Consider the following 24,350-nt stretch of genomic DNA (forward strand, 5'->3'; position numbering starts at 1 on the left):
TCTACCAGGCCTCGGTACCCTCTGACGGGCAACTGAAGCCGAGTCCTTACCCCAAAGGACCCCCTTTGAAATTCAGCGAGGAGCGAACCGCGTGACCGCCGAAACGTCCGTGCCGTCCACAGCGTTGCTGACCGGAGCAGACCGGGACGGTTCCAACTACACCGCGCGGCATCTCCTCGTCCTGGAGGGGCTCGAAGCCGTCCGTAAGCGCCCTGGCATGTACATCGGGTCCACGGACAGCCGTGGCCTGATGCACTGCCTGTGGGAGATCATCGACAACTCCGTCGACGAGGCCCTCGGCGGGTACTGCGACCACATCGAGGTCATCCTCCACGACGACGCCTCCGTGGAGGTGCGCGACAACGGCCGCGGCATCCCGGTGGATGTCGAGCCGAAAACCGGCCTCTCCGGAGTCGAGGTCGTCATGACCAAGCTCCACGCGGGCGGCAAGTTCGGCGGCGGCTCGTACGCGGCCTCCGGCGGCCTGCACGGCGTGGGCGCCTCCGTGGTGAACGCGCTCTCCGCGCGCCTCGACGTCGAGGTGGACCGCGCCGGGCACACGCACGCGATCAGCTTCCGGCGGGGCGTTCCCGGCGCCTTCGCGAAGTCGGGCCCCGACGCCCCCTTCGACCCGTCGGCGAAGCTCGCCAAGGTCAAGAAGATCCCCAAGGCACGCTCCGGCACGCGCGTGCGCTACTGGGCCGACCGGCAGATCTTCCTGAAGGACGCCAAGCTGTCGCTGGAGAACCTCCACCAGCGTGCCCGGCAGACCGCCTTCCTGGTGCCGGGGCTGACGATCGTGGTGCGCGACGAGTTCGGCCTGGGCGAGGGCGGCTCGAAGGGCGAGGAGTCCTTCCGCTTCGACGGCGGCATCAGCGAGTTCTGCGAGTACCTGGCCCAGGACAAGGCGGTCTGTGACGTCCTGCGCTTCTCCGGGCAGGGCACCTTCAAGGAGACGGTGCCGGTCCTGGACGACCACGGTCAGATGACCCCCACCGAGGTCACCCGTGAACTCGGCGTGGACGTGGCGCTGCGCTGGGGCACGGGCTACGACTCGACGATCAGGTCGTTCGTGAACATCATCGCCACCCCCAAGGGCGGCACCCATGTGAGTGGCTTCGAGCGTTCGCTGACCAAGACGCTGAACGAGGCGATGCGCAGCCAGAAGGTGCTGCGGGTGGCCGAGGACGACATCGTCAAGGACGACGCCCTGGAGGGTCTGACCGCGGTGGTCACGGTCCGCCTGGCCGAACCGCAGTTCGAGGGGCAGACCAAGGAGGTCCTCGGCACCTCGGCCGCCAACCGCATCGTGGCGAACGTCATCGCCAAGGAGCTCAAGGCGTTCCTCACGTCCACCAAGCGGGACGCGAAGGCGCAGGCCAGGGCCGTGATGGACAAGGCCGTGGCGGCGGCGCGCACGCGGATCGCCGCCCGCCAGCACAAGGACGCCCAGCGCCGCAAGACGGCTCTGGAGTCCTCCTCGCTGCCGGCGAAGCTGGCGGACTGCCGCAGTGACGACGTGGAGCGCAGCGAGCTGTTCATCGTGGAGGGCGACTCCGCGCTCGGCACGGCCAAGCTGGCGCGGAACTCCGAGTTCCAGGCGCTGCTGCCGATCCGCGGCAAGATCCTCAACGTGCAGAAGGCGTCCGTCACGGACATGCTGAAGAACGCCGAATGCGGCGCGATCATCCAGGTCATAGGAGCGGGGTCGGGGCGCACCTTCGACATCGACGCGGCCCGCTACGGGAAGATCATTCTGCTGGTCGACGCCGACGTCGACGGCGCGCACATCCGGATTCTGCTGCTGACGCTCTTCCAGCGGTACATGCGCCCCATGGTCGAGGCGGGCCGCGTGTTCGCCGCGGTGCCGCCGCTGCACCGGATCGAGCTGAGCCAGCCCAAGAAGGGCCAGGACAAGTACGTGTACACGTACTCCGACCGGGAGCTGCGCGAGACGCTGCTGGAGCTGCAGCGAAAGAACGTGCGCTACAAGGACTCCATCCAGCGCTACAAGGGCCTGGGCGAGATGGACGCCGACCAGCTCGCCGAGACCACGATGGACCCGCGCTTCCGCACCCTGCGCCGGATCAACATCTCCGACCTGGACTCGGCCGAACAGGTCTTCGACCTCCTGATGGGCAACGACGTGGCGCCCCGCAAGGAGTTCATCACCAGCTCGGCGGCGACGATGGACCGCTCGCGCATCGACGCCTAGCGGGCACTTCTCCGGCGGGAGCCGGGCGCTCCACCCACGGGTGGAGCACCCGGCTCCCGCCGCGTTCCCCCCTCGCACACACAAGATGACGTATCACCTGATGGGGTGAAGAGTCCGGAGAGAAGAGTGAGGGATCTTCCCGTTCTGTCCATCCTTGGGCACGCGGTCGAACGGGGCCGCGGGCAAGGAGAGTTCGGTGAAGAAGCACGATGTGCCCGAGGCCGGGACGGGCCGGGCCGGTGCGGGCCATGGCGGCGTCGGCAGCCCGAGGGACCCTTGGCATGACGCACTCGCCTCCGGCCGGAGAGAGCTGGACGGCGAGCCCCGCGCATCGGCCGCCGGCGTGGCGCCAGGCGTATTGCCACCGGGCTTGACCCGGAAGCCGAGCGCGGGCCCCGCGGACGTCTACCTCGAAGTGCAGCACAGCGCAGCCTTCCAGGAGGTGCGCAGGCGATACCGGAGGTTCGTCTTTCCGGGGGCCGCCGCCTTCTTCACCTGGTACGTGGCGTACGTCGTGACCGCGACGGCGGCTCCGGGGCTGATGGCGCGTCCCGTCGCCGGAGCCGTGAACGTGGCGATGCTGGCGGGGCTCGGGCAGTTCCTCACCACGTTCCTGCTGACGTGGGCGTACGCCAGGCACGCGCGACTGCGCAGGGACCGGGCCGCGCTCGATCTGCGGTGGTCGGTGCTGGAGCGGAAGCGGGAGCGTGAGCGATGACCGGGGACCATCAGATGCTCGCGCTGCTGCTGTTCGGTGCCTTCGTGGCCGTCACGCTCGCGATCACGACGTGGGTCAGCCGGGCCCGGCGGGGCTCGGCCGAGGAGTTCTATGCGGGGGGACGCCTCTTCACCCCCATGGAGAACGGTTTCGCCATCGCCGGTGACTACATGTCGGCGGCGTCGTTCCTCGGTATCTCCGGCCTGATCGCGCTGTTCGGGTACGACGGGATGCTGTACTCCGTGGGGTTCCTGGTCGCCTGGCTGGTCGTGCTGTTCCTGGTGGCCGAACTGGTGCGCAACTGCGGGCGGTTCACCCTGGCCGATGTCGTCGCCGCACGGATGAGGGAGCGTCCGGTGCGGATCGCGGCGGGAACTTCCTCGGTGACCGTGTCCGTTCTCTATCTGGTGGCGCAGATGGTGGGAGCCGGTTCACTGGTGGCGCTGCTGCTCGGCGGGACGAGCGGGGCGGCGCAGGTCTGGACGGTGGTCGGCGTCGGCGCGCTCATGGTGGTCTATGTGTCGTTCGGCGGGATGCGGGCCACCACCTGGATCCAGATCGTCAAGGCGGTCCTGCTGATGGGGGGCGCCGTCGCGTTGACCGTGCTCGTGCTGATGCGCTTTCACGGGGACGTCGACCAACTGCTGCGGACTGCCGCCGATCGCAGTGGGCAGGGCGAGCGGTTCCTCGCGCCCGGACTGAAGTACGGCGGGGACTGGACGGCGCGACTGGACTTCATCAGCCTCGGGCTCGCGCTGGTGCTGGGCACCGCCGGGCTGCCGCACATCCTGTCCCGCTTCTACACGGTGCCGACCGCGCGGGCCGCCCGCCGCTCGGTCGTCTGGTCCATCGGGCTCATCGGCAGCTTCTATCTGATGACGATCGTGCTCGGTTTCGGGGCGGCCGCGATCGTGGGCTCCGATGCGGTCCGCGGGTCGAACGCCGCGGGGAACACGGCGGTGCCGCTGCTGGCGCTCGACCTGGGCGGCGGCGCGGACTCCACCGGGGGCGCGGTGCTGTTCGCGATCGTCGCCGCCGTCGCCTTCGCCACGATCCTCGCCGTGGTCGCCGGCGTCACGCTGGCCTCGTCGGCGTCGGTGGCCCATGACCTGTACGCGTCCCTGCGGCGGGGTGAGGGCACGCCGCGGGGCGAGGTGGCGGTGGCGCGGATCGCCGCGGCCGGTATCGGCGTGGTCGCGATCGGGCTGGGGCTGCTGGCCCGCGACCTCAACGTCGCCTTCCTCGTGGGGCTCGCCTTCGCGGTGGCGGCGTCGGCCAATCTGCCGGTGCTGCTGTACTCGCTGTTCTGGCGGAGCTTCACCACGCGGGGCGCGGTGTGGTCGGTGTACGGAGGGCTGCTGCCCGCGCTCGTGCTCGTCGTGCTCTCACCCGTGGTCTCCGGGGGGCCGGGATCGCTCTTCCCCGACGTGGACTTCCAGTACTTCCCTCTGGAGAACCCCGGCCTGGTCTCCGTCCCGCTGGGCTTCCTCGCGGGCTGGCTCGGCACGGTGACCTCGCGCGAACCGGCGGACGAAGCCAAGCACGCGGAGGCGGAGGTACGGTCGCTGACGGGGGCAGGGGCAGCGTAACGATCCCCTGCGAGCGGGACGGGCTAGCCGCTCGCCGCCCACTCGTAGCGGTGCTCGGGGCGGCCGGTGTCACCGTACTTGAGGCTCAGCCTGACCCGGCCCGTGCGCTCCAGGAGCTTCAGATAGCGCTGTGCCGTCTGCCGGCTCAGCCGGGTGAGGTCCGCCAGCTCCGCCGCGGAGAGCGGGCCCTCAGCGGCCATCAGGGCCCGGCGCACGAGCTCCGCCGTGGTGGGGGAGTGGCCCTTGGGCAGCTCCGGCGCAGGCGTCGCCGACAGGGCGCCGAAGATCCTGTCGACCTCGGACTGCTCGGCCTCGCCTCCGCCGTCCAGCGTGCGGCGCAGCGTCGCGTACGCGTCGAGCTTGGCGCGCAGACCCGCGTAGGAGAACGGCTTGACCAGGTACTGGAGTGCGCCGTGCCGCATCGCCGCCTGGACCGTGGCTACGTCGCGCGCCGCCGTCACCATGATCACGTCGGTCTGGTGCCCGCGCTCGCGCAGCCGTCGCACGACGGCCAGGCCCGTCTCGTCGGGCAGGTAGTGGTCGAGGAGCACCAGGTCCACCGGGACGTCCTCGACCAGCCGCAGCGCCTTGGCGGCGCTGTGGGCCTTCGCCGCCACGCGGAATCCGGGGATCTTCGCGACGTAGGCGGCGTTGACGTCCGCGACCCGGACGTCGTCGTCCACCACCAGGACCTCGATCATCGCGCCTCCTCGGTGGCGGCGAACGCGGGCTCCGTGAGCGCTTCGGGCAGGACCACGGTGAATTCCGCGCCTCCCCCGGGGCCCTCGCCGACCCGCGCGCTGCCGCCCTGCCGCTCGGCGAGCCGCCGGACCAGGGCGAGGCCGATGCCGCGCCTGCCGTGGGCGGGCGGCTCCTTGGTGGACCAGCCCTCGGTGAAGATCGTCTCGCGACGCTCGACGGGCACCCCGGGGCCGGTGTCGCGCACCCTGAGGACGACGGAACGGTTCTCCGCGCGCAGAGCGACCTCCACGCGTGCGTGGCCGGTGCCCGCGGCGGCGTCGAGCGCGTTGTCGACGAGGTTGCCGACGATCGTGACGAGGCCGCCCGGGTCGACGAGCCGGTCCGGCAGCGCCGTGTCCGACGGTACGGAGAGCGTGACGCCCCGCTCCGCCGCCACCGTGGCCTTGCCGACCAGGAGCGCCGCGAGCAGCGGATCGCGGATCTTCTCCGTGATCTGCTCGGCGGTCACCCGATGGGCGCCGGCCACCTCGCCCACGAACTCCGCGGCCTCCTCGTACATCTCCAGTTCGAGCAGGCCCAGGAGCGTGTGCATGCGGTTGGCGTGCTCGTGGTCCTGGGCGCGCAGGGCGTCGATGAGGCCGCGGGTCGAGTCCAGCTCACGGCCGAGCTGCTCCAGTTCCGTGCGGTCGCGCAGGGTGGCGACGGCGCCTCCGTCGTCGGTGGGCATCCGGTTGGCGACCAGTACCCGCTGGCCGCGGACGGTCAACAGGTCGGTGCCGCTGACCCGTCCGGACAGTACGTCGGTGGTGCGCCCGGCGCCCAGCGCGGCGTCCAGCGGCTGTCCGATCGCCTCCGCCCCGAGACCGAGGAGCCGCTGCGCCTCGTCGTTGAGCAGCCGGATACGGCCGCCGCGGTCCAGGGCCACGACCCCTTCGCGGATGCCGTGCAGCATGGCCTCGCGTTCCGCCAGCAGGGCCGAGATATCGGAGAAGGCCAGGTCACGGGTCTGCCGCTGGACGCGCCGCGAGATCAGGTACGCGGCGATCGCTCCGACGGCGATGGCGCCGCCGGCGTAGGCGAGCAGCTCCGGGATGGAGTGGATCAGGATGGCCCGCACGCTGTCGTACTCGATGCCCACGGAAACGGCGCCCACGATGTGCCCGGCGTCATCCCGCAGAGGTACCTTGCCGCGCGCCGAGCGGCCCAGGGTGCCGTCGTCGATCTCCATGACGTCGCGGCCCGCGAGCGCGTCGCTGGGGTCCGTCGAGACGACCTTGCCGATCTGACCGTGGTCGGTGTGCGACCAGCGCACCCCTTCCTTGTTCATGATGACGACGTACTCGGCGCCGCTGGCCCTGCGGATCCGGTCGGCCGCCGTCTGGACGGGTCCTTCGGCGGAGGGGCCCGAGGACCGGAGATCCTCGGCGATCCCCGGGTGCGCCGCTGTCGTCTGCGCGATGGCGAGCGCGCGGCGCATCGCCTGGTCGTCCAGCTGATCGCCGAGCGGCGCGAGGAAGAGCCCGGTGGCGAGCACCGCGACACCGGCGGCGATGGCCAGCTGCATCAGCAGCACCTGCGAGAACACGCGTCTCGGCAGGCCGAGGCGGAGGCGTCGCGCGCGAGGGGTCGGGCTCATGTGTACGAACGGTACGGCCGTGAGCGGGCTACTCCGAAGCCGGTGTGGCGGGGATCTCGTGCGCAGAGCCGTTGCGTCCGGTGGGGCGCGGCGCCCGCGGGCGCGTGGTCTCCCCTTCGGGCGGCGTCCTAGGGCCTAGGGGCCGACTGGCCCCGGGAGCCCGCCCGGCGCGCAGGGGACCCCGTCCGGAATCGTCCGGACCGCCACCACGTCCATCCGCGCCGGTGTCTTGAGGGCCGCGCCGCAGCTTTCCGGGCGGGGCGGCAGCGAGGCGCCGCTCGCGACCGTGACCTGCCAGCGGCGGCCGTCGGTGTGCGCGACGGTCACCTCCCAGCGGCCGTCCGCGCCGTCCGCCCCGTCCGCCTCCCGCGTGCCGGCGACGTCCAGGGCTCCGGCGCCGTCCTCACCCGTCGCCGCGCGCACCGCGAGCTCGGCCACCTGTCCGGGCCGTTCCCAGGCGGAGCCGCCCCGGCAGCCCCGGAGGACCACACGGCCCGCGCGCACCGCGGCGAGGACCTCCTTGACGGTGTGCGCCTCGGCTCTGCCGTAGGCGTAGCCGTACGGAAGGACGAGCACCGTGGGCGCGAAGCGGTGCCCGCCCAGGTGCGTGATCTCCCAGACGCCCTCTTCGCCCGCGTCGGCCAGCTCCGCGGCGAGCGGTCTGCCGAGCAGGGCGCAGCAGCGGTCGCGCTTGCCGTTGGTGCAGACGAGGGCCAGCGGGGCGCCCGTGTGCGGGGTGCCGACACCGCAGTGGTCACCCGAGCCGAGGGCGGCGAAGTCGAGGTCGAGCAGCCGCCGCGGGTCGTCCACCATGCAGGAGCGCAGCCAGGTGCGGCCGGGCGCGGTGTGGGCCACGTACACCTGGTGCCGGGACGCCGGAGGAAGGTCGGCGTGGCGGCCGGGGCGGCGGATGAGCGCGGCGCGGACGCCGGTGCCCTGTGCGGCCGTCTCCAGGGCCCGCCCGAGCCCGGGGGCGAGGTGGCTGTCCGTCAGCGCCTTCGCACCCCAGGGGCCCGGCTGCTCGACCAGGAGCCACGTCCTGGCGGTGGCGGCGGTGCCCGCGAGAGGCTCGTCCAGATCTCGGGAGGCGGTCGCGCAGGTACTCACGCGGGCGAGCCTAACCCGCGGCTCCCCTCAGGCTTTTCGCGCCTCGTCCGGCGCGGGCATCGCCTGAGGTGGGCGCAGCCCCACGTACTGGCCGCTCGGGCGCATGCGCAGGGGACGTTCGCCGTACTCCTCCAGGGCGTGCGCGATCCAGCCCGCCGTACGGGCCACCGCGAAGATCGTCTCGCCCGCTTCCGCCGGCATCCCCGAGGAGGCGGTGAGGACGGCGAGGGCGAGGTCGACGTTGGCCCGCAGATCGGTGTGCCGGGCGGTGGTGGCCACGATGTCGCGCGCCGCGGCGAGGGCGGGCGCCGCTCCGGGCTTGTTCTCCAGGAGGGCGAACAACGCCTGCGCGCGCGGGTCCTCGCCGGTGTAGAGGCGGTGTCCGAGGCCGGGTACGCGGCGGCCCGCGCGGAGTTCGGCGGCCACGACGGGCGCCGCGCTGCCCCGGTCGAGCACGTCGAGGAGCATGCGGTGGGCCATGCCGCTGGCCGCGCCGTGCAGAGGGCCCTCCAGGACGCCGAGCCCGGCCGAGACGGCCGCGTAGGGGTGGGCGCGTGCCGAGGCGGCGACGCGGACGGCGAGGGTCGATGCCGCGAGGTCGTGGTCGACGAGCAGGGCGAGCGCGGTGTCCAGGGTGTGCAGCGAGACCTCGTCGGGCTTGATGCCGGTCAACCTCGACCACAGGCGTCGGGCCAGCGGGCCGTCGTCGTGATGACTGGACGGTACCGGTGGGAGTGCGGTGACGAGGGTCGGGATCAACGTGCGTCCGGTGCCGATCACGGCCTCTTCGGAGAGGTCGAAGCGGAGCGGGTCGGCGGCGGCGGCGGAGATGGCCGCCACGCGCAGCCGGTCCGTCGGGCCGCTGTGCTCGGGCAGCGCGTCGACGGCCTTGCGCGCCGCGGACACGGTCTCCGCCGGGGCGGTGAACCGGACATCCCGGCGCAGGACACCGGTCCACAGCCACTCGGCCACCTCTTCGTAGGAGTGGTCCGATGCCAGCCGTACGGCGTCGACCCCGCGGTAGTAGTAGCGGTCGTCGTCGATGAGCGTGATGCGGGTGCGTACGGAGAGCTGGTCGCCGGTGGTCGGTGTCGCGGGCGCCCGGCGGTTCCTGCGGGCCAGTGCCTCGACCTCTCCCGGGTCGAACGTGCTGCCCCGTGATCCCGGGCCGCGGCGGCTGCTGAGCTGGCCCCGGCTCACGTACGCGTACACGGTCTCGGGCTTCACGCCGAGCAGCTCGGCGGCCTCTTTCGTGCTGAGCCGCCGACCCTCGGGCGCGGTTCCTTGCTCCGTCATGGGCGTCACCGTATCCGGATACACGATATGTGGATTGGTATATTGATCAAATCAATATTGACACTATTTAGTCAAGCGTGGACAGTCGAATCAAGTTCAGGGAGAGAGTCGAGGAAGAACATGCCGATCAATGGCTCCGCCGCTGTTCCCGCCGGGCCCGTCGAGGTCCCACGAGGACTCGCGGGCGTCGTCGTCACCGAGACCGCACTCGGGGACGTGCGGGGATATGAGGGCTTCTACCACTACCGCCAGTACTCGGCCGTCGAACTCGCGCAGAAGCGCGGCTTCGAGGACGTATGGCACCTGATGTTCCACGGCGAGCTGCCGGACGCCGAGCAGAGCGCGGCCTTCGCCGAGCGCACCGCGTCGCTGCGGCACCTGCCCGCCGAGGTCCGCGCGGCGTTGCCCGCCATCGCGCGCGCCGGCGTGCTGTCGGGCCCGCTCTCCGGACTGCGCACCGCGTTGTCGCTCTTCGGGGCGTCGAAGGGCCTGCGGCCGGTGTACGACATCGATGACGACCGCCGCCGCGAGGACGCCCTGGCCACGTCGGCGGTCGTGCCGACCCTGCTCGCCGCGCTGTACCGGCTCGGTCAGGGCCTTGAGCCCGTCGAGCCGCGCGACGACCTGTCGTACGCGGCCAACTACCTGTACATGCTCACCGGTTCCGAGCCGGACGCGGCCCGTGCGCGGGCGATCGAGCAGTACTTGATCTCCACCATTGATCACGGCTTCAACGCGTCAACGTTCACGGCGCGCGTCGTCACCTCCACGGGTGCGGATGTGGCGGCCTGTCTGGTGGGTGCGGTCGGCGCGCTGTCGGGGCCCCTGCACGGCGGTGCGCCGAGCCGTGCCCTCGACACCCTTGACGCGATCGGCACCGCCGACCGCATCGACGGCTGGATCCGCGAACGGGTCCTCGCGGGCGACCGCATCATGGGCTTCGGGCATCCCGTCTACCGCACCGAGGACCCGCGCTCGCGCATGCTGCGGGAGATCGCGCGGCGGTTCGGCGGTGATCTCGTGGAGTTCGCCGTGGAGGTCGAGCGCCAGGTCGAGGCGATCCTCGCCGAACTGAAGCCGGGGCGGGAGCTGCACACGAACGTGGAGTTCTACGCGGGTGTGGTCATGGAGCTGTGCGGACTGCCCCGGGAGATGTTCACGCCGACGTTCGCCTGCGCGCGGGTGGTGGGCTGGGGGGCCAACATCCTTGAGCAGGCGCACGACTCGAAGATCATCCGCCCGGCGGCGCGGTATGTGGGGGTGGAGCCGCCGGCCGCGGTGCCGCCACCGCCCGGGGCATAGGGTCCGCGTCGCCGAGCCCGGTCCGGGATGACGTGCCGTCAGCTGTCGGGAATGTCGGCCTTGGCGCGCACGAGTGTTTCCCTGGTGACGATGACGATGCGCTCGTAGTGGCCTCGGGAGGCGTCCGTAGGGAGTTCGGCGTCGAGCTTCGCGGTGGCGTCTGTGCCGATCACCGCGAAACTTCCGTCGGACAGTTCGAAGATATCCGGGCAGTTCTGTCCGGATACGCTGCCTCGCGCGCGTGGGCTGGCCCCGATCCGACGGATGATGTGGCTCACTGATTTCCCTCTGGTCTCAAGCTGACGCACGGACACCGGGACAGACCGGGCGTCCTTGTGGGCTTGCCTCGACCGGTGGGGTGGGGCGTCGGATGGGGTGGGGCGATTTCCTGCGCGGTCCGCGCGGTCAGCGGCCCGAGATGGCATTAGGTAAACGAGGGCTGCCACTTCCGGTGACTCACCCGTCCGCGTGATGCCCTGACGGCGCGGCGACGGACGAAACGAGGGATGAAACGAGGGATGAAACGAGAGATGCGCAAGTGAAGGGGGGAGAGCGGCGGTGACGGTGCGGGAGGCGTGCCGCAGTCTCGCGGGGCCACGGCGAGCTGCGGCTTTCCCGTCTCAGGGCTCTCTGCTCGGCGGCTCGCCGATGACCCACCATTCGTCGATGTCGGCCTCCTCCAGTTGCATCAGCAGGTCGTCCACCAGATGTCCGAGCTCGGCCTCGTCCGAGGCGTTCGCGATGGTGGCCCTGTGGTGCCTGCCCGCGTTCCAGTACTCCCTGACGATCGGGTTCTGGAAGATTCCGCGCACGAACCCGAAGAACTCGTCGCGGTCGATATTGCCGACGCGGTGGTAGAACAGCAGATTCGTGTAGAGGGCGTTGGCGAAGAGGTACTGGCGGTGTCGCTGCGGAGTGACGTCCTCCTCGTAGGTGTTCAGGACTTCGGCCAAGTCCTGGTCGTCCATCGCTTTGCTCAGCAGCTCCCAGTGGAGGCGCTGCTGCATGGCCAAGTTGGCGTCGTGCTGGTCGTGTGCGGCCTGTTCCAGTTGTTCGAGCCGGACGCGCAGCGCGTCAATGGTGTGGCGCTGTGCGGTCAGCGCGCCGATGGCTCCTGCCACGAGGCCGAACCCGGCCGCGACGGCGGGCCGGAGGCTACCGGCGGCTATTCTTATAGTGAGCATGTCAACCCCCGATTTAGGCGACCGTCCGCCGGTCGTCGGGGTGCGGGTCGACAGGGAACGGACCGGCGAGCGATGGGCGTGCGCTTGCCGTCTCCCAGAGTGCCGAGCGGCTCTGATCGGCGGGGAGGCGGAGAGGAGGCGCACGGAAGGAAGCGGTGGCCGCACATCCCGACGCCGTGCACAATGTGTGCCCCGCGAGCGCCGCTAACAATCGTTCACTTCGAGGCACCTCCACGCGCACGTGACGCCGCTTTTCCACGCGCGTCCATGTGACTCGCGCGCCGCGCATATCCTGGCCCCGGTCTTATTCGTCGTACGGAATGCACCGGCGTCCGTACGAGTGTCGGTGTGAGGGGCACACGGTTGTGAACAAGCGGCAGATTCCCGTAGTCGTCCTCGCCGGGTTCCTCGGGTCCGGCAAGACCACCCTGCTCAACCATCTGCTGCACCGCAGCGGCGGCACCCGTATCGGGGCGATCGTCAACGACTTCGGATCGATCGAGATCGACGCCATGTCGGTCGCCGGGCAGCTCGGCGACTCCACCGTCTCCCTCGGCAACGGGTGCCTGTGCTGTGCCGTGGACGCGAGCGAACTCGACGAGTATCTGGAGCGGCTGGCCGCTCCCGCCGCCGGGATCGACGTCATCGTCATCGAGGCCAGCGGGCTCGCCGAGCCGCAGGAACTCGTCAAGATGGTGCTCGCCGGCGAGAACCCGCACACCGTCTACGGGGGGCTCGTCGAGGTCGTCGACGCCGCCGAGTTCGACGCGACGCGGCAGCGGCACCCCGAGGTCGACCGGCATCTGGGCATCGCCGATCTCGTCGTCGTCAACAAGACCGACCGGGTGCCGGGGGCCGAGCGCGAGCGTGTACTCGACGTCGTCCGCGGTCTCGCCGGGCGCGCGGCCGTGGTCGCCGCCTCCTACGGGCGCGTCGACGTCGAGCTGTTCTTCGACCGTGCTCCCGTGGGTGAGCGGGTCGGGCAGCTCTCCTTCGACGACTTGCGGGACCACGACGCGACCGTCGGCCAGGACGGCGATGCGGACGCCCTCCAGGGGGAGTGCGCCGACGGCGAGTGCTCCGGACACGCCCACCATCCGCACTCCGCCTACGAGAGCCTCTCCTTCACCTCGGAGGTGCCTCTCGATCCGCGTCACCTGATGGCCCTGCTCGACAGCAGGCCCGAAGGGCTCTACCGCATCAAGGGGTACGTCGATTTCGGCGCCTCCGATCCGCGGAACCGGTACGCCGTGCATGCCGTCGGGCGGTTCCTGCGGTTCTACCCGGAGCCCTGGGGCGCCGATGAACCCCGGCTGACCCGGCTCGTGCTCATCGGGTCGGACATCGACGCGGCGGGCCTGGGGAAGGGCCTCGACGCCTGTCGCGCGGACGCCCCGCACACCGCTGACGAGCAGGGCATGTGGGGCGTGCTGCGCTATGTGCAGGAGCCCGAGGAGACGGCGGAAGCCGACCCGGAGGGGTAGAGCGGCTACACCGGTCCGGCCACCGCCGCCACCGGCTTCGCCAGGGAGACGCCCGAGCCGTCGCGGCGCGGGTCGATGTCCGGGAGCGTGGCCGGCGTGCCGTTGCGCTGTGCCGCGTGCGGGGGCGTCGGGCCCGCCCAGGCGAAGCTCAGGCAGTCCTCGCCCTTCAGGAACCGCTGGACGCGCACGCCGCCCGTGGCGCGGCCCTTGCGCGGATACTGGTCGAACGGCGTCAGCTTGGCCGTGGTCTGGACGGAGTCGTCGAGCGTGCCGCGCGATCCCGCCACCGTGAAGACGACCGCGTCCACCGCCGGGTCGACCGCGGTGAAGGAGATGACCTTCGCCCCCGCGGCCAGCTTCACACCCGTCATACCGCCCGCGGGACGGCCCTGGGGGCGGACCTGGGAGGCCTGGTAGCGCAGGAGCTGGGCGTCGTCCGTGATGAAGACCAGGTCCTCCTCGCCCGTACGCAGCTCGGCCGCGCCGACGATCCTGTCGCCGTCCTTGAGGGTGATGACCTCCAGCTCCTCCTTGTTCGAGGGATAGTCCGGCACCACCCGCTTGACCACGCCCTGCTCGGTGCCAAGGGCCAGGCCCGGCGACGACTCGTCGAGGGTCATCAGACAGATGAGCTTCTCGTCCTTCTCCAGGGGGAGCAGCTCGGAGACGGGTGCGCCGCCGGAGAGGTTGGGCGCGCCCATCGTCTCCGGGAGCTGCGGCAGGTCCACCACGGAGAGGCGCAGGAGCCGCCCCTGGGAGGTGACCGCGCCGACCTCGCCGCGCGCGGTGGCGGGCACCGCCGAGACGATCACGTCGTGCTTGACGCGCTTGGTGCTGCCCTCCCCGAAGGGGTCGCCGTTGGCCGTGCGGGCCAGGAGGCCCGTGGACGACAGGAGCACGCGGCAGGGGTCGTCGGCGACCTGGAGCGAGACCGTGGCGGCGGGCGAGCCCGCCGACTGGAGGAGCACCGTGCGGCGGTCGGTGCCGAACTTCTTGGCGACCGCGGCCAGTTCGGACGAGACCAGCTTGCGGAGCTCCGCGTCCGAGTCAAGGATTCCGGTCAGCTCGTCGATCTCGCCGTTGAGCTTGTCGCGCTCGGACTCCAGCTCGATGCGGTCGAACTTGGTCAGACGGCGCAGCGGGGTGTCCAGGATGTACTGCGTCTGGATGTCGCTCAGCGAGAAGCGCTCGATCAGGCGCTCCTTGGCCTGCGCGGAGTTCTCGCTGGAGCGGATGAGGCGGATGACCTCGTCGATGTCCAGGAGCGCGACCAGGAGGCCCTCGACCAGGTGCAGGCGGTCGCGCTTCTTGCCGCGGCGGAACTCGCTGCGCCGGCGCACCACGTTGAAGCGGTGGTCGAGATAGACCTCAAGGAGTTCCTTGAGGCCGAGGGTGAGGGGCTGGCCGTCGACCAGTGCCACGTTGTTGATGCCGAAGGACTCCTCCATCGGCGTCAGTTTGTACAGCTGCTCCAGGACGGCCTCCGGGACGAAGCCGTTCTTGATCTCGATGACCAGACGCAGGCCGTGCGAGCGGTCGGTGAGGTCCTTGACGTCGGCGATGCCCTGGAGCTTCTTCGAGCCGACCAGGTCCTTGATCTTGGAGATGACCTTCTCGGGCCCCACGGTGAAGGGCAGCTCCGTGACGACGAGGCCCTTGCGGCGCGCCGTCACGTTCTCCACGGTGGCCGTGGCGCGGATCTTGAAGCTGCCGCGGCCCTTCTCGTACGCGTCCCTGATGCCGGTCAGGCCGACGATCTTGCCGCCGGTGGGCAGGTCGGGGCCCGGCACGTACTTCATCAGGGTGTCGAGGTCGGCCCCCGGGTGCCTGATCAGGTGCCGGGCGGCGGCGATGACCTCGCCGAGGTTGTGCGGCGGCATGTTCGTCGCCATGCCGACCGCGATGCCCGACGCGCCGTTGACCAGGAGGTTCGGGTATGCCGCCGGGAGGGCTGACGGCTCCATCTCCTGGCCGTCGTAGTTCGGCTCGAAGTCGACCGTGTCCTCGTCGATCGACTCCGTCATCAGGGACGTGGCGTCGGCCATCCGGCACTCGGTGTACCGCATGGCGGCCGGCGGGTCGTCGTTGCCCAGCGAGCCGAAGTTGCCGTGGCCGTCCACCAGGGGCAGGCGCATCGAGAAGGGCTGCGCCATGCGCACCAGGGCGTCATAGATCGACGCGTCGCCATGGGGGTGCAACTTACCCATGACCTCGCCGACGACACGGGCGCACTTCACATAGCCGCGGTCGGGGCGCAGACCCATCTCGTTCATCTGATAGACGATCCTGCGGTGCACCGGCTTCATGCCGTCGCGGGCGTCCGGCAGGGCGCGGGAGTAGATGACCGAATACGCGTACTCGAGGAAGGAGCCCTGCATCTCGTCGACGACGTCGATGTCGAGGATCCTCTCCTCGAACGACTCGTCGGGCGGCGGGGTCTTCGTGCTGCGGCGGGCCATCGCTGCTGCGGCTCCTTCGACAAGCAAGTGCGGGTTCTGACGCCGACCATTGTGGACTGTCCCACTGACAACGCCGACCACGACCCGTGCACCGGCGGTGTCGGAGGCGACTACGCCGTGAGCGGACCGGGAACTTCGTGAGGTGTCGGCACGCTGCATACAGTGGCGGGACTCGCAGCAATTCTGCAGATTCAGCGATCGAAGGGACGTACATGCCCATGGGTCACACGGCCACAGCCGAGCCCGGCTCCGGCGGCCTGACAGCGACCGAGCACCGGCTGGCCAACGGCCTGCGCGTGGTGCTCTCCGAGGACCACCTGACCCCGGTCGCCGCGGTGTGCCTCTGGTACGACGTCGGCTCGCGCCACGAGGTCAAGGGACGGACAGGTCTTGCTCACCTTTTCGAGCACCTCATGTTCCAGGGCTCGAAGCAGGTGTCGAACAACGGCCACTTCGAGCTGGTCCAGGGCGCCGGCGGCTCGCTCAACGGCACGACGAGCTTCGAGCGCACCAACTACTTCGAGACGATGCCCGCCCATCAGCTGGAGCTGGCCCTGTGGCTTGAGGCCGACCGGATGGGCTCGCTGCTCACCGCGCTAGACGAGGAGTCCATGGAGAACCAGCGGGACGTGGTGAAGAACGAGCGCCGCCAGCGCTACGACAACGTCCCCTATGGCACCGCCTTCGAGAAGCTGACCGCCCTCTCGTACCCGGAGGGCCATCCGTACCACCACACGCCGATCGGCTCCATGGCGGACCTGGACGCGGCCACCCTGGAGGACGCGCGCCAGTTCTTCCGTACGTACTACGCGCCGAACAACGCGGTGCTCTCGGTCGTCGGCGACATCGACCCGGAGCAGACGCTCGCCTGGATCGAGAAGTACTTCGGGTCCATCCCCTCGCACGACGGCAAGCAGCCGCCGCGCGACGGCTCCCTGCCCGAGCGCATCGGCAGGGAGATCCGCGAGGTCGTCGAGGAGGAGGTCCCCGCCCGCGCCCTGATGGCCGCCTACCGGCTGCCGGAGGACGGCACGCGTGCGTGCGACGCGGCCGACCTGGCGCTGACCGTCCTGGGCAGCGGTGAGTCGTCGCGGCTCTACAACCGGCTCGTGCGCCGGGACCGCACCGCCGTCGCCGCCGGGTTCGGCCTGCTGCGGCTCGCCGGCGCGCCCTCGCTCGGCTGGCTCGACGTGAAGACCTCGGGCGACGTCGAGGTCCCCGTCATCGAGGCCGCCGTCGACGAGGAGCTGGCCCGCTTCGCCGAAGAGGGTCCCACCCCGGAGGAGATGGAGCGCGCGCAGGCGCAGCTGGAGCGCGAGTGGCTCGACCGGCTCGGCACGGTCGCGGGCCGCGCGGACGAACTGTGCCGGTACGCCGTCCTCTTCGGTGACCCGCAGCTCGCCCTCACCGCCGTGGGACGCGTCCTCGACGTCACCGCGGAGGAGGTCCAGGAGGTCGCCAAGGCCCGCCTGCGGCCCGACAACCGCGCGGTGCTCGTGTACGAGCCCGTGGCCGCCGGAGGCGCCGGGGAGACGGCCGCCGACGGGACCGAGCAGACCCCCGCCGGCGAGACCGAACAGGAAGAGGAGGCGGCGAAGTGACCGAGGCCGCGACCATGCAGTTCCACCCGCAGCCAGAGCCCGGCACGGCCAAGCCGTGGGCCTTCCCCGCCCCCGAGCGCGGCGCCCTGCCCAACGGCCTGACGGTGCTGCGCTGCAACCGCCCCGGCCAGCAGGTCGTCGCGGTGGAGGTCCACCTGGAGGCCCCGCTGGAGGCCGAGCCCGCGGGCCTCGACGGCGTCGCCACGATCATGGCGAGGGCCTTCAACGAGGGCACGGACAAGCACTCCGCCGAGGAGTTCGCCGCCGAGCTCGACCGCTGCGGCGCCACCATGGACGCGCACGCCGACCACCCCGGCGTCCGCGTCTCCCTCGAAGTGCCCGTCTCCCGCCTGCCGAAGGCGCTCGGACTGCTCTCCGACGCCCTGCGCGCCCCCGCCTTCGCGGACAGCGAGATCGAGCGCCTGGTCCGCAACCGCCTCGACGAGATCCCGCACGAGGCGGCCAACCCGGCGCGCCGGGCCGCCAAGGAGCTGTCCCGGCAGCTCTTCCCGGCGAGCTCGCGCATGTCGCGCCCGCGCCAGGGCACGGAGGAGACGGTCGGCGCCATCGACTCGGCGGCGGTGCGCGCCTTCTACGAGAAGCACGTCCGTCCGGCGGCGGCCACCCTGGTGGTCGTCGGCGATCTGCAGGGCGTCGACCTGGACGAGATGCTCGCGGACACCGTCGGCACCTGGACGGGCAGCACGGCGGAGCCGCGCCCCGTGCCGGCCATCACCGCCGACGACACCGGCCGTGTGGTCATCGTCGACCGTCCCGGAGCCGTGCAGACGCAGCTCCTGATCGGCCGCATCGGCCCGGACCGGCACGACCGCGTCTGGCCGGCCCAGGTCCTCGGCACGTACTGCCTCGGCGGGACCCTCACCTCCCGGCTCGACCGCGTCCTGCGGGAGGAGAAGGGCTACACCTACGGTGTGCGCTCCTTCGGCCAGGTCCTGCGCTCGGCCCCGGACGGCTCGGGCGCCGCGATGCTCGCCATCAGCGGATCGGTCGACACGGAGTCCACGGGCCCCGCGCTCGAAGACCTCTGGACGGTGCTGCGCACGCTCGCCGCGGAGGGCCTGACCGACGCCGAGCGCGACGTGGCGGTGCAGAACCTGGTGGGCGTCGCTCCGCTCAAGTACGAGATGGCGGCCTCCGTGGCGGCCACGCTCGCCGACCAGGTCGAGCAGAACCTCCCGGACGACTACCAGGCGCAGCTCTACCGGCAGTTGGCCGCCACCGGCACCGTGGAGGCCACCGCGGCGGTCGTGAGCGCCTTCCCGGAGGACCATCTGGTGACGATCCTCGTGGGTGACGCCGCGCGCATCGAGGAGCCCGTCAGGGCCCTCGGCATCGGCGACGTGAGCGTCGTCTCCGGCTGAGCGGCGGCGCGGAGTCAGGGCATACCGGGACCCCGGTGGCCGTTTGTGGCCCCGGGGTCCCCATATGTCCGAATTACCATGGAGGTTGCCTGTCTGCCGTGTGGCGTGCGCTACAAAAGAGGCGTTCTGTTTGTCGTTCGAAAGAGGACACGTTTAGCGTCGGTCCGGCTGTTCGTCACGCAGTACGCCGCAGCCGCGGCACCGGACAGTCATCGCCGAGTCCCCGTACGGCGCGAGCCAGGGGAGCCGGGGACCCACACGTCCCTTGGGGTGAATCGGGCACCTTGCCGCACGGTGAGGGACTCGTAGGAGACCTTCCTGCTCCGAACCCGTCAGCTAACCCGGTAGGCGAGAGGGAAGGAAAGGACCAGCCGCTTCATGGCGTTCACCCGTGCCACCGGGAAGCACCGTCGTCCGAGCCGCCTGACGCGCACCACGGCCAACGCCGCCGGTGTCGCCGCGCTCACCACCACCGGTGTCATCGGGAGCCTGGCGGGCCCCGCGCTCGCCGCCGCCGACGACGCGCCCATCGAGCACACCGGACTCACCCAGGCGATCTCCGTCGGCGACTCGCTCGCCGACGGCGTCGACGCGCAGGCCGCCGCCCAGCGCCAGGCCGCCGACGACGCCGCCGCGGCCAAGAAGGCCGAAGAGGCGGCCAAGAAGGCCGAAGAGGCCGCCAAGAAGAGGGCCGCCGAGGAGAAGCGCAAGGCCGAGGCCGAGGCCAAGGCGAAGGCCGAGAAGGAGCGCGAGGAGAAGGAGCGCGCCGCCCGCGCGGCCGAGCGCAAGCGCCTGAACACCTACGCCTCCCCGATCGCCGGCTCCTACGTCTCCACGGGCTACCAGACCGGCGGGGCCATGTGGTCCTCCGGCAGCCACACCGGCGTCGACTTCCACGCCTCCTCCGGCACCCCGGTCCACGCGGTCGGCTCCGGCACCGTCGTCGAGGCCGGCTGGGGCGGTGCCTACGGCAACAACGTCGTGATCAAGATGAACGACGGCACGTACACCCAGTACGGCCACATGTCCTCCCTCGGTGTCACCGTTGGCCAGACGGTCACCCCGGGCCAGCAGATCGGCCTCTCCGGCTCCACGGGCAACTCCAGCGGCCCGCACCTGCACTTCGAGGCCCGCACCAGTGCGGAGTACGGCTCGGACATCGACCCCGTCGCCTACCTCCGCGCGCACGGCGTCAACGTCTGACACGTCTGACCGACGCGACCGACACCCCCGCGTCGTACCGACACCCCCGCGTCGTACCGACACCCCCGCGTCGTACCGAAAGCCCCGGCTCACGAATGAGCCGGGGCTTTCGCCGTCTGGCCAAAAGATATCCATGAATTCCCTCGCCCCGTCGGAAAACGCGACACCCTGCAATAGAGTCGCGGAAAGAGCGTCGGTCGACCGCGTCGCGCGGTATCAAGGCGGAGGTCAGGGCATGCGCATTCCCGCGCACTCGGTATGCACGGCGATACGGGACGACATCATTTCCGGAGTCCATGAGAGAGGCAGCCGGCTCACCGAGGACCTCCTCGCACGCCGCTACGGCGTCTCGCGCGTTCCCGTGCGCGAGGCCCTGCGCACCCTGGAGGCCGAGGGCTTCGTCGTCAGGCGCAGGCACGCGGGCGCATGCGTCGCCGAACCCACCGAGCAGGAGGCGGCCGACCTGCTCGACGTGCGCTCGCTGCTGGAACCGCTCGTCGCGGCCCGCGCGGCGCGCCGCCGCACCGACGCCCACCTCAAGGTCCTGCGCGGCCTCGTCAAGGTGGGCGGGGAGCGCTGCCGGAAGGGTCAGGGGGAGGATCTGGCCTCGCTGGAGGGCTGGTTCCACGAGACGCTCGCCCAGGCGTCCGGCAGCCCCGGGCTGATCACGCTGCTCGCCCAGCTCCGGCAGAAGACCGCCTGGATGTACGCCGTCGAGCCCTCCGCCGCGCCGGACGAGGCCTGGGCCGAGCGCGCGGCGATCGTCGACGCGGTCTCCCGCGGGGACGCGGAACGGGCCAGGGCGCTCGCCGCGGCGCACGCGGAGCGCACGGCGTCGGCCCACAGGCCGCGGCCCGCCGGACGCGCCCACCGCGTGAGGGGTCCGCAACGTGCCGTAAACACGGCGGGCCTTCTGAATTAACGCGGGCGCCGTACAAAAGAGAGTGGACGCCGGTGTGAGAAGGGCGCGGAATTTCAATGCGCTTTATGCGCCATGCTCCGTTGGCGATGTTGGCGATGTTGGCGATGTTAGCGATGCGCAGAGCGCCGCAATGCCGTGAAATCAGGAAGCGCGGAAAGCGCCGCATACGCCAAAGGGTCCACCCCGTGGCAGGGTGGACCCTTCAGTCGGTGCCGCTCGGTTCAGACCGTCTCCGGGAGCTCCTCAAGGCCCTCGGCGACGAGCTTGGCCAGACGGTCGAGGGCGGCGTCGGCGCCCTCGGCGTCGGACGCGAGGGTGATCTCCTCGCCGCCCTGGGCGCCGAGGCCGAGCACCGCGAGCATCGAGCCGGCGTTGACCGGGTTGCCGTCGGCCTTGGCGATCGTCACGGGTACGCCGGCGGCCGTGGCCGCGCGGACGAAGATGGAGGCGGGTCGGGCGTGGAGGCCCTCGGCCCAGCCGACGTTGACGCGGCGCTCAGCCATGTGTTGCTGCCCTTCCAGGTGTTTCCAAGTTGTCTAGACCAGTGTCTCATGTCGGCACGGGTGCTCTGCCGACCGTACGCCCAGGTCATCCGGCCGGCTGTCCCCGCGGTCACCGGGCTCCCAGCCTGCCAAGGTCCGAGCCGCCCCGCGACCCGTACCCTGGCTCCATGCAGACCCCGTCGGATCAGTCGGATCAGCAGGAGCGGCACGACTACCCCGCGCACTGGGAAGCCGATGTGGTGCTGCGAGACGGAGGCACCGCCAGGATCAGGCCCATCACGGCCGAGGACGCGGACCGCCTGGTCAGCTTCTACGAACAGGTCTCGGACGAGTCGAAGTACTACCGGTTCTTCGCGCCCTACCCCCGTCTCTCCGCCAAGGACGTGCACCGCTTCACCCACCACGATCTGGTGGACCGCGTGGGCCTGGCGGCGACGGTGGGCGGCGAGTTCATCGCGACCGTGCGGTACGACCGCATCGACGAGCGCGGCATGGCAGCCGCCGCGCCCGCCGACGAGGCCGAGGTCGCCTTCCTCGTGCAGGACGCCCATCAGGGCAGGGGAGTGGCCTCCACCCTCCTCGAACACATCGCGGCGGTCGCCAGGGAGCGCGGCATCCGGCGCTTCGCGGCCGAGGTGCTGCCCGCCAACACCAAGATGATCAAGGTGTTCACGGACGCGGGCTACCAGCAGAAGCGCAGCTTCGAGGACGGCGTCGTACGCCTGGAGTTCGACCTGGAGCCGACGGACCGCTCGCTCGCCGTGCAGCGCGCCCGCGAGCAGCGCGCCGAGGGCCGGTCCGTGCAGCGCCTGCTGACGCCGGGATCGGTCGCGGTCATCGGCGTGGGCCGGACCCCGGGCGGCGTCGGGCGCAGCGTCCTGAGCAACCTCCGTGACGCCGGGTTCGCCGGGCGCCTGTACGCGGTGAACAGCGCCTTCGAAGAGGGCACCCGGGTCGAGGGCGTGCCCGCGCACCGCGCCGTGGCGTCCGTGGCCGAACCCGTCGACCTCGCCGTGGTCGCCGTGCCCGCCGACCGTGTGCCGCAGGTCGTCGCCGAGTGCGGCGAGCGCGGGGTGCAGGGCCTCGTCGTGCTCTCCGCCGGGTACGCGGAGAGCGGCCCCGAGGGGCGCGAGCGGCAGCGCGAACTGGTGCGCCGGGCGCGCTCGTACGGCATGCGCATCATCGGCCCCAACGCCTTCGGCGTCATCAACACCTCCCCCCGGGCGCGGCTCAACGCCTCGCTCGCCCCGCAGTCGCCCGCGCGCGGGCGCATCGGTCTGTTCACCCAGTCGGGGGCGATCGGCATCGCGCTGCTCTCCGGGCTGCACCGCAGGGGAGCCGGCCTGTCCACGTTCATCGGCTCCGGCAACCGGGCCGACGTCTCCGGGAACGACGTCCTCCAGTACTGGTACGAGGACCCGGACACCGACGTCGCGCTGATGTACCTGGAGACCATCGGCAACCCCCGCAAGTTCACCCGCCTCGCCCGCAGGGCCGCGACCGCCAAGCCGCTCGTCGTCGTCCAGGGAGCCCGGCACAGCGGCATCGCCCCCACCGGGCACGCGGTGCAGGCCACGCGGCTGCCGCACGCCACCGTGTCGGCCCTGCTGCGCCAGGCGGGCGTCATCCGCGTGGACACCGTCACGGAGATGGTCGACGCCGGGCTGCTGCTCGCCGGGCAGCCGCTGCCCTCGGGGCCCCGGGTGGGCATCCTCGGCAACTCCGAGTCGCTGGGACTGCTCACGTACGACGCCTGCGTCGCCGACGGGCTGCGACCGCTGCCGCCGCGCGATCTGACCACGGGGGCCACCCCCGCCGACTTCCGGGCCGCGCTCGCCGAGGCGCTGTCGGACGACGGGTGCGACGCGGTGATCGTCAACGCGATACCCTGGGTGCGCGAGGACAACGTCGCCGCCGACCCCGAGACACTGGCCGGCGAGCTGCGCGCCGCCGCCGCGGGGTGCCCGGCGAAGCCCGTGGCCGTGGTCCACGTGGAGCTCGGCGGCCTCGCCGAGGCCCTGGCCGCCGCCGCCAGGACCCGGCCCGACGCCCCTGCCGCGCCCTCCGGCGGGAGCGAGCCCCCCGCGCCCGCCCCGGCGGCCGAGACCGCCCCGGACACCGGGGCCGCCGGGGAAGCGGCGCACTCCCACCGCATCCCGGCCTACCCCGCGGCCGAACGCGCCGTCCGCGCCCTCGCCGAAGCCGTCAGGTACGCCCAGTGGCGCCGCGAGGCGGCCGAACCCGGCAAGGTGCACGAGTACGACGACATCGACGAGAGCGGGACCGCCGACCGCATCGCGGAGCTGCTCGCGCGCGAGGAGGGCCGCCGCGGCCTCACCCTCGCCGCGGCCGACGCCCACGAACTGCTCGGGCGGTACGGCATCCCCGTACGCGAGGCGCTGCCCGCGCCGGGCCCCGACGAGGCCGTGGAGGCCGCGCGCAGGCTCGGCTACCCCGTGGCCCTGAAGACCACCGCCCCGCACCTGCGCCACCGTGCCGATCTCGGCGGGGTGCGGCTCGACCTCGCCGACGAGGATCAACTGCGACGGGCCTATCAAGAGTTGATCGACCTGTTCGGCAAGCCGGCGGAGCTGCGGCCCGTCGTCCAGGGGATGGTGCCGCGCGGCGTCGACACCGTCGTGCGCGCCGTCATCGATCCGGCGGCCGGAGCGGTGCTCTCCTTCGGACTCGCGGGCGCCGCCTCGGAACTGCTCGGCGACACCGCGCACCGGCTGATCCCGGTCACCGACCGCGAGGCGGCCTCCCTCGTCAGGTCCATCAGGACCGCCCCGCTCCTCTTCGGCTGGCGCGGCTCGGCCCCCGTCGACACCCCGGCGCTGCAGGAACTGCTCCAGCGGGTCTCCCGGCTCGTCGACGACCACCCGGAGGTGGCCGGCGTCTCCCTGGAGCCCGTGGTCGTGGCCCCCCGCGGGCTCTCCGTGCTCGGCGCGTCGGTCCGGCTCGCGCCCCCGCCCGCGCGTGACGACCTGGGCCCGCGGACGCTCCCCCGCTACTGACGACGCTTCCCGGCGCCGGGCCGCCCGCGG

The 24,350-nt window shown here is 71.5% G+C and carries 18 protein-coding genes and 1 riboswitch; of the genes, 10 read left to right on the plus strand and 8 right to left on the minus strand.

From position 1 onward, the window contains the following. Positions 1-91: 91 nt before the first annotated feature. The 3 genes from AB0I16_RS02230 (at position 92) to AB0I16_RS02240 (ending at position 4,522) form a co-directional block, all read left to right on the plus strand. Positions 92-2,215 (plus strand): DNA topoisomerase IV subunit B, encoded by a 2,124-nt coding sequence (locus AB0I16_RS02230; RefSeq protein WP_363247390.1) that lies wholly within the window; start codon positions 92-94, stop codon positions 2,213-2,215. A 211-nt stretch (positions 2,216-2,426) separates the two neighbouring features. Further along, on the plus strand, positions 2,427-2,933 hold the full coding sequence (locus tag AB0I16_RS02235) for a DUF485 domain-containing protein (protein WP_363247563.1): 507 nt from the start codon (positions 2,427-2,429) through the stop codon (positions 2,931-2,933). Continuing rightward, positions 2,930-4,522 carry a cation acetate symporter gene (locus tag AB0I16_RS02240; protein ID WP_363247391.1) on the plus strand — a complete coding sequence of 531 codons (1,593 nt, stop codon included), beginning with the start codon at positions 2,930-2,932 and terminating at the stop codon, positions 4,520-4,522. The genes AB0I16_RS02235 and AB0I16_RS02240 overlap by 4 nt, the downstream gene beginning before the upstream one ends. 23 nt (positions 4,523-4,545) lie before the next feature. Here the strand turns inward: AB0I16_RS02240 and AB0I16_RS02245 are convergent, their stop codons facing one another. The 4 genes from AB0I16_RS02245 to AB0I16_RS02260 all read right to left on the minus strand — a co-directional run bounded on the left by AB0I16_RS02245 (position 4,546) and on the right by AB0I16_RS02260 (position 9,263). Next, entirely contained in the window at positions 4,546-5,223 is a 678-nt protein-coding gene (locus AB0I16_RS02245) for a response regulator (RefSeq protein ID WP_363247392.1), read from the minus strand. Beyond that, positions 5,220-6,860: a sensor histidine kinase gene (locus AB0I16_RS02250; protein ID WP_363247393.1), complete on the minus strand. Its 1,641-nt coding sequence runs from the start codon at positions 6,858-6,860 to the stop codon at positions 5,220-5,222. Before AB0I16_RS02250 ends, AB0I16_RS02245 begins: the two co-directional genes overlap by 4 nt. Before the next feature lie 135 nt (positions 6,861-6,995). Further along, positions 6,996-7,967: a sucrase ferredoxin gene (locus AB0I16_RS02255; RefSeq protein WP_363247394.1), complete on the minus strand. Its 972-nt coding sequence runs from the start codon at positions 7,965-7,967 to the stop codon at positions 6,996-6,998. A 27-nt stretch (positions 7,968-7,994) separates the two neighbouring features. Next, on the minus strand, positions 7,995-9,263 hold the full coding sequence (locus AB0I16_RS02260; protein WP_363247395.1) for a citrate synthase family protein: 1,269 nt from the start codon (positions 9,261-9,263) through the stop codon (positions 7,995-7,997). Positions 9,264-9,383: 120 nt separating this feature from the next. Here AB0I16_RS02260 and AB0I16_RS02265 point away from each other — a divergent pair, with 120 nt between their 5' ends. Continuing rightward, positions 9,384-10,565, plus strand: a complete 1,182-nt coding sequence (locus AB0I16_RS02265; RefSeq protein WP_363247396.1) for a citrate synthase/methylcitrate synthase — start codon at positions 9,384-9,386, stop codon at positions 10,563-10,565. A gap of 38 nt (positions 10,566-10,603) precedes the next feature. Here AB0I16_RS02265 and AB0I16_RS02270 read toward each other — a convergent pair whose 3' ends face one another. Both AB0I16_RS02270 and AB0I16_RS02275 read right to left on the minus strand, forming a co-directional pair. Beyond that, complete coding sequence (locus AB0I16_RS02270) at positions 10,604-10,843, minus strand: hypothetical protein (protein WP_363247397.1); 240 nt, start codon at positions 10,841-10,843, stop codon at positions 10,604-10,606. A gap of 342 nt (positions 10,844-11,185) precedes the next feature. Next, positions 11,186-11,749 carry a DUF6082 family protein gene (locus AB0I16_RS02275; RefSeq protein ID WP_363247398.1) on the minus strand — a complete coding sequence of 188 codons (564 nt, stop codon included), beginning with the start codon at positions 11,747-11,749 and terminating at the stop codon, positions 11,186-11,188. A gap of 365 nt (positions 11,750-12,114) precedes the next feature. Between AB0I16_RS02275 and AB0I16_RS02280 the strand changes: the two genes are divergently transcribed. After that, on the plus strand, positions 12,115-13,233 hold the full coding sequence (locus tag AB0I16_RS02280; protein WP_363247399.1) for a GTP-binding protein: 1,119 nt from the start codon (positions 12,115-12,117) through the stop codon (positions 13,231-13,233). 5 nt (positions 13,234-13,238) lie between these two features. Here AB0I16_RS02280 and AB0I16_RS02285 read toward each other — a convergent pair whose 3' ends face one another. Next, positions 13,239-15,692, minus strand: a complete 2,454-nt coding sequence (locus AB0I16_RS02285) for a DNA topoisomerase IV subunit A (RefSeq protein ID WP_363247400.1) — start codon at positions 15,690-15,692, stop codon at positions 13,239-13,241. A gap of 212 nt (positions 15,693-15,904) precedes the next feature. Between AB0I16_RS02285 and AB0I16_RS02290 the strand changes: the two genes are divergently transcribed. The 4 genes from AB0I16_RS02290 to AB0I16_RS02305 all read left to right on the plus strand — a co-directional run bounded on the left by AB0I16_RS02290 (position 15,905) and on the right by AB0I16_RS02305 (position 20,800). After that, positions 15,905-17,293, plus strand: coding sequence for a pitrilysin family protein (locus AB0I16_RS02290; protein WP_363247401.1), 1,389 nt, complete (start codon positions 15,905-15,907; stop codon positions 17,291-17,293). After that, a complete protein-coding gene (locus tag AB0I16_RS02295) occupies positions 17,290-18,675 on the plus strand; it encodes a pitrilysin family protein (protein ID WP_363247402.1) in 1,386 nt (461 codons plus the stop codon). The genes AB0I16_RS02290 and AB0I16_RS02295 overlap by 4 nt, the downstream gene beginning before the upstream one ends. Positions 18,676-18,878: 203 nt before the next feature. After that, positions 18,879-19,041: riboswitch (cyclic di-AMP (ydaO/yuaA leader) on the plus strand. 12 nt (positions 19,042-19,053) lie between these two features. Further along, complete coding sequence (locus tag AB0I16_RS02300; RefSeq protein ID WP_363247403.1) at positions 19,054-19,878, plus strand: M23 family metallopeptidase; 825 nt, start codon at positions 19,054-19,056, stop codon at positions 19,876-19,878. A gap of 235 nt (positions 19,879-20,113) precedes the next feature. Then, positions 20,114-20,800 carry a GntR family transcriptional regulator gene (locus AB0I16_RS02305; protein ID WP_363247404.1) on the plus strand — a complete coding sequence of 229 codons (687 nt, stop codon included), beginning with the start codon at positions 20,114-20,116 and terminating at the stop codon, positions 20,798-20,800. A 221-nt stretch (positions 20,801-21,021) separates the two neighbouring features. Here AB0I16_RS02305 and AB0I16_RS02310 read toward each other — a convergent pair whose 3' ends face one another. Then, positions 21,022-21,303 (minus strand): HPr family phosphocarrier protein, encoded by a 282-nt coding sequence (locus AB0I16_RS02310; RefSeq protein WP_062780101.1) that lies wholly within the window; start codon positions 21,301-21,303, stop codon positions 21,022-21,024. Between the two features lie 167 nt (positions 21,304-21,470). On the opposite strand from AB0I16_RS02310, the gene AB0I16_RS02315 reads away from it, so the two are divergent. Next, positions 21,471-24,320, plus strand: a complete 2,850-nt coding sequence (locus AB0I16_RS02315) for a GNAT family N-acetyltransferase (protein ID WP_363247405.1) — start codon at positions 21,471-21,473, stop codon at positions 24,318-24,320. The last annotated feature ends 30 nt before the right edge of the window (positions 24,321-24,350 follow it).

This window comes from Streptomyces sp. NPDC050703 (assembly GCF_040654435.1).
Lineage (GTDB): Bacteria > Actinomycetota > Actinomycetes > Streptomycetales > Streptomycetaceae > Streptomyces.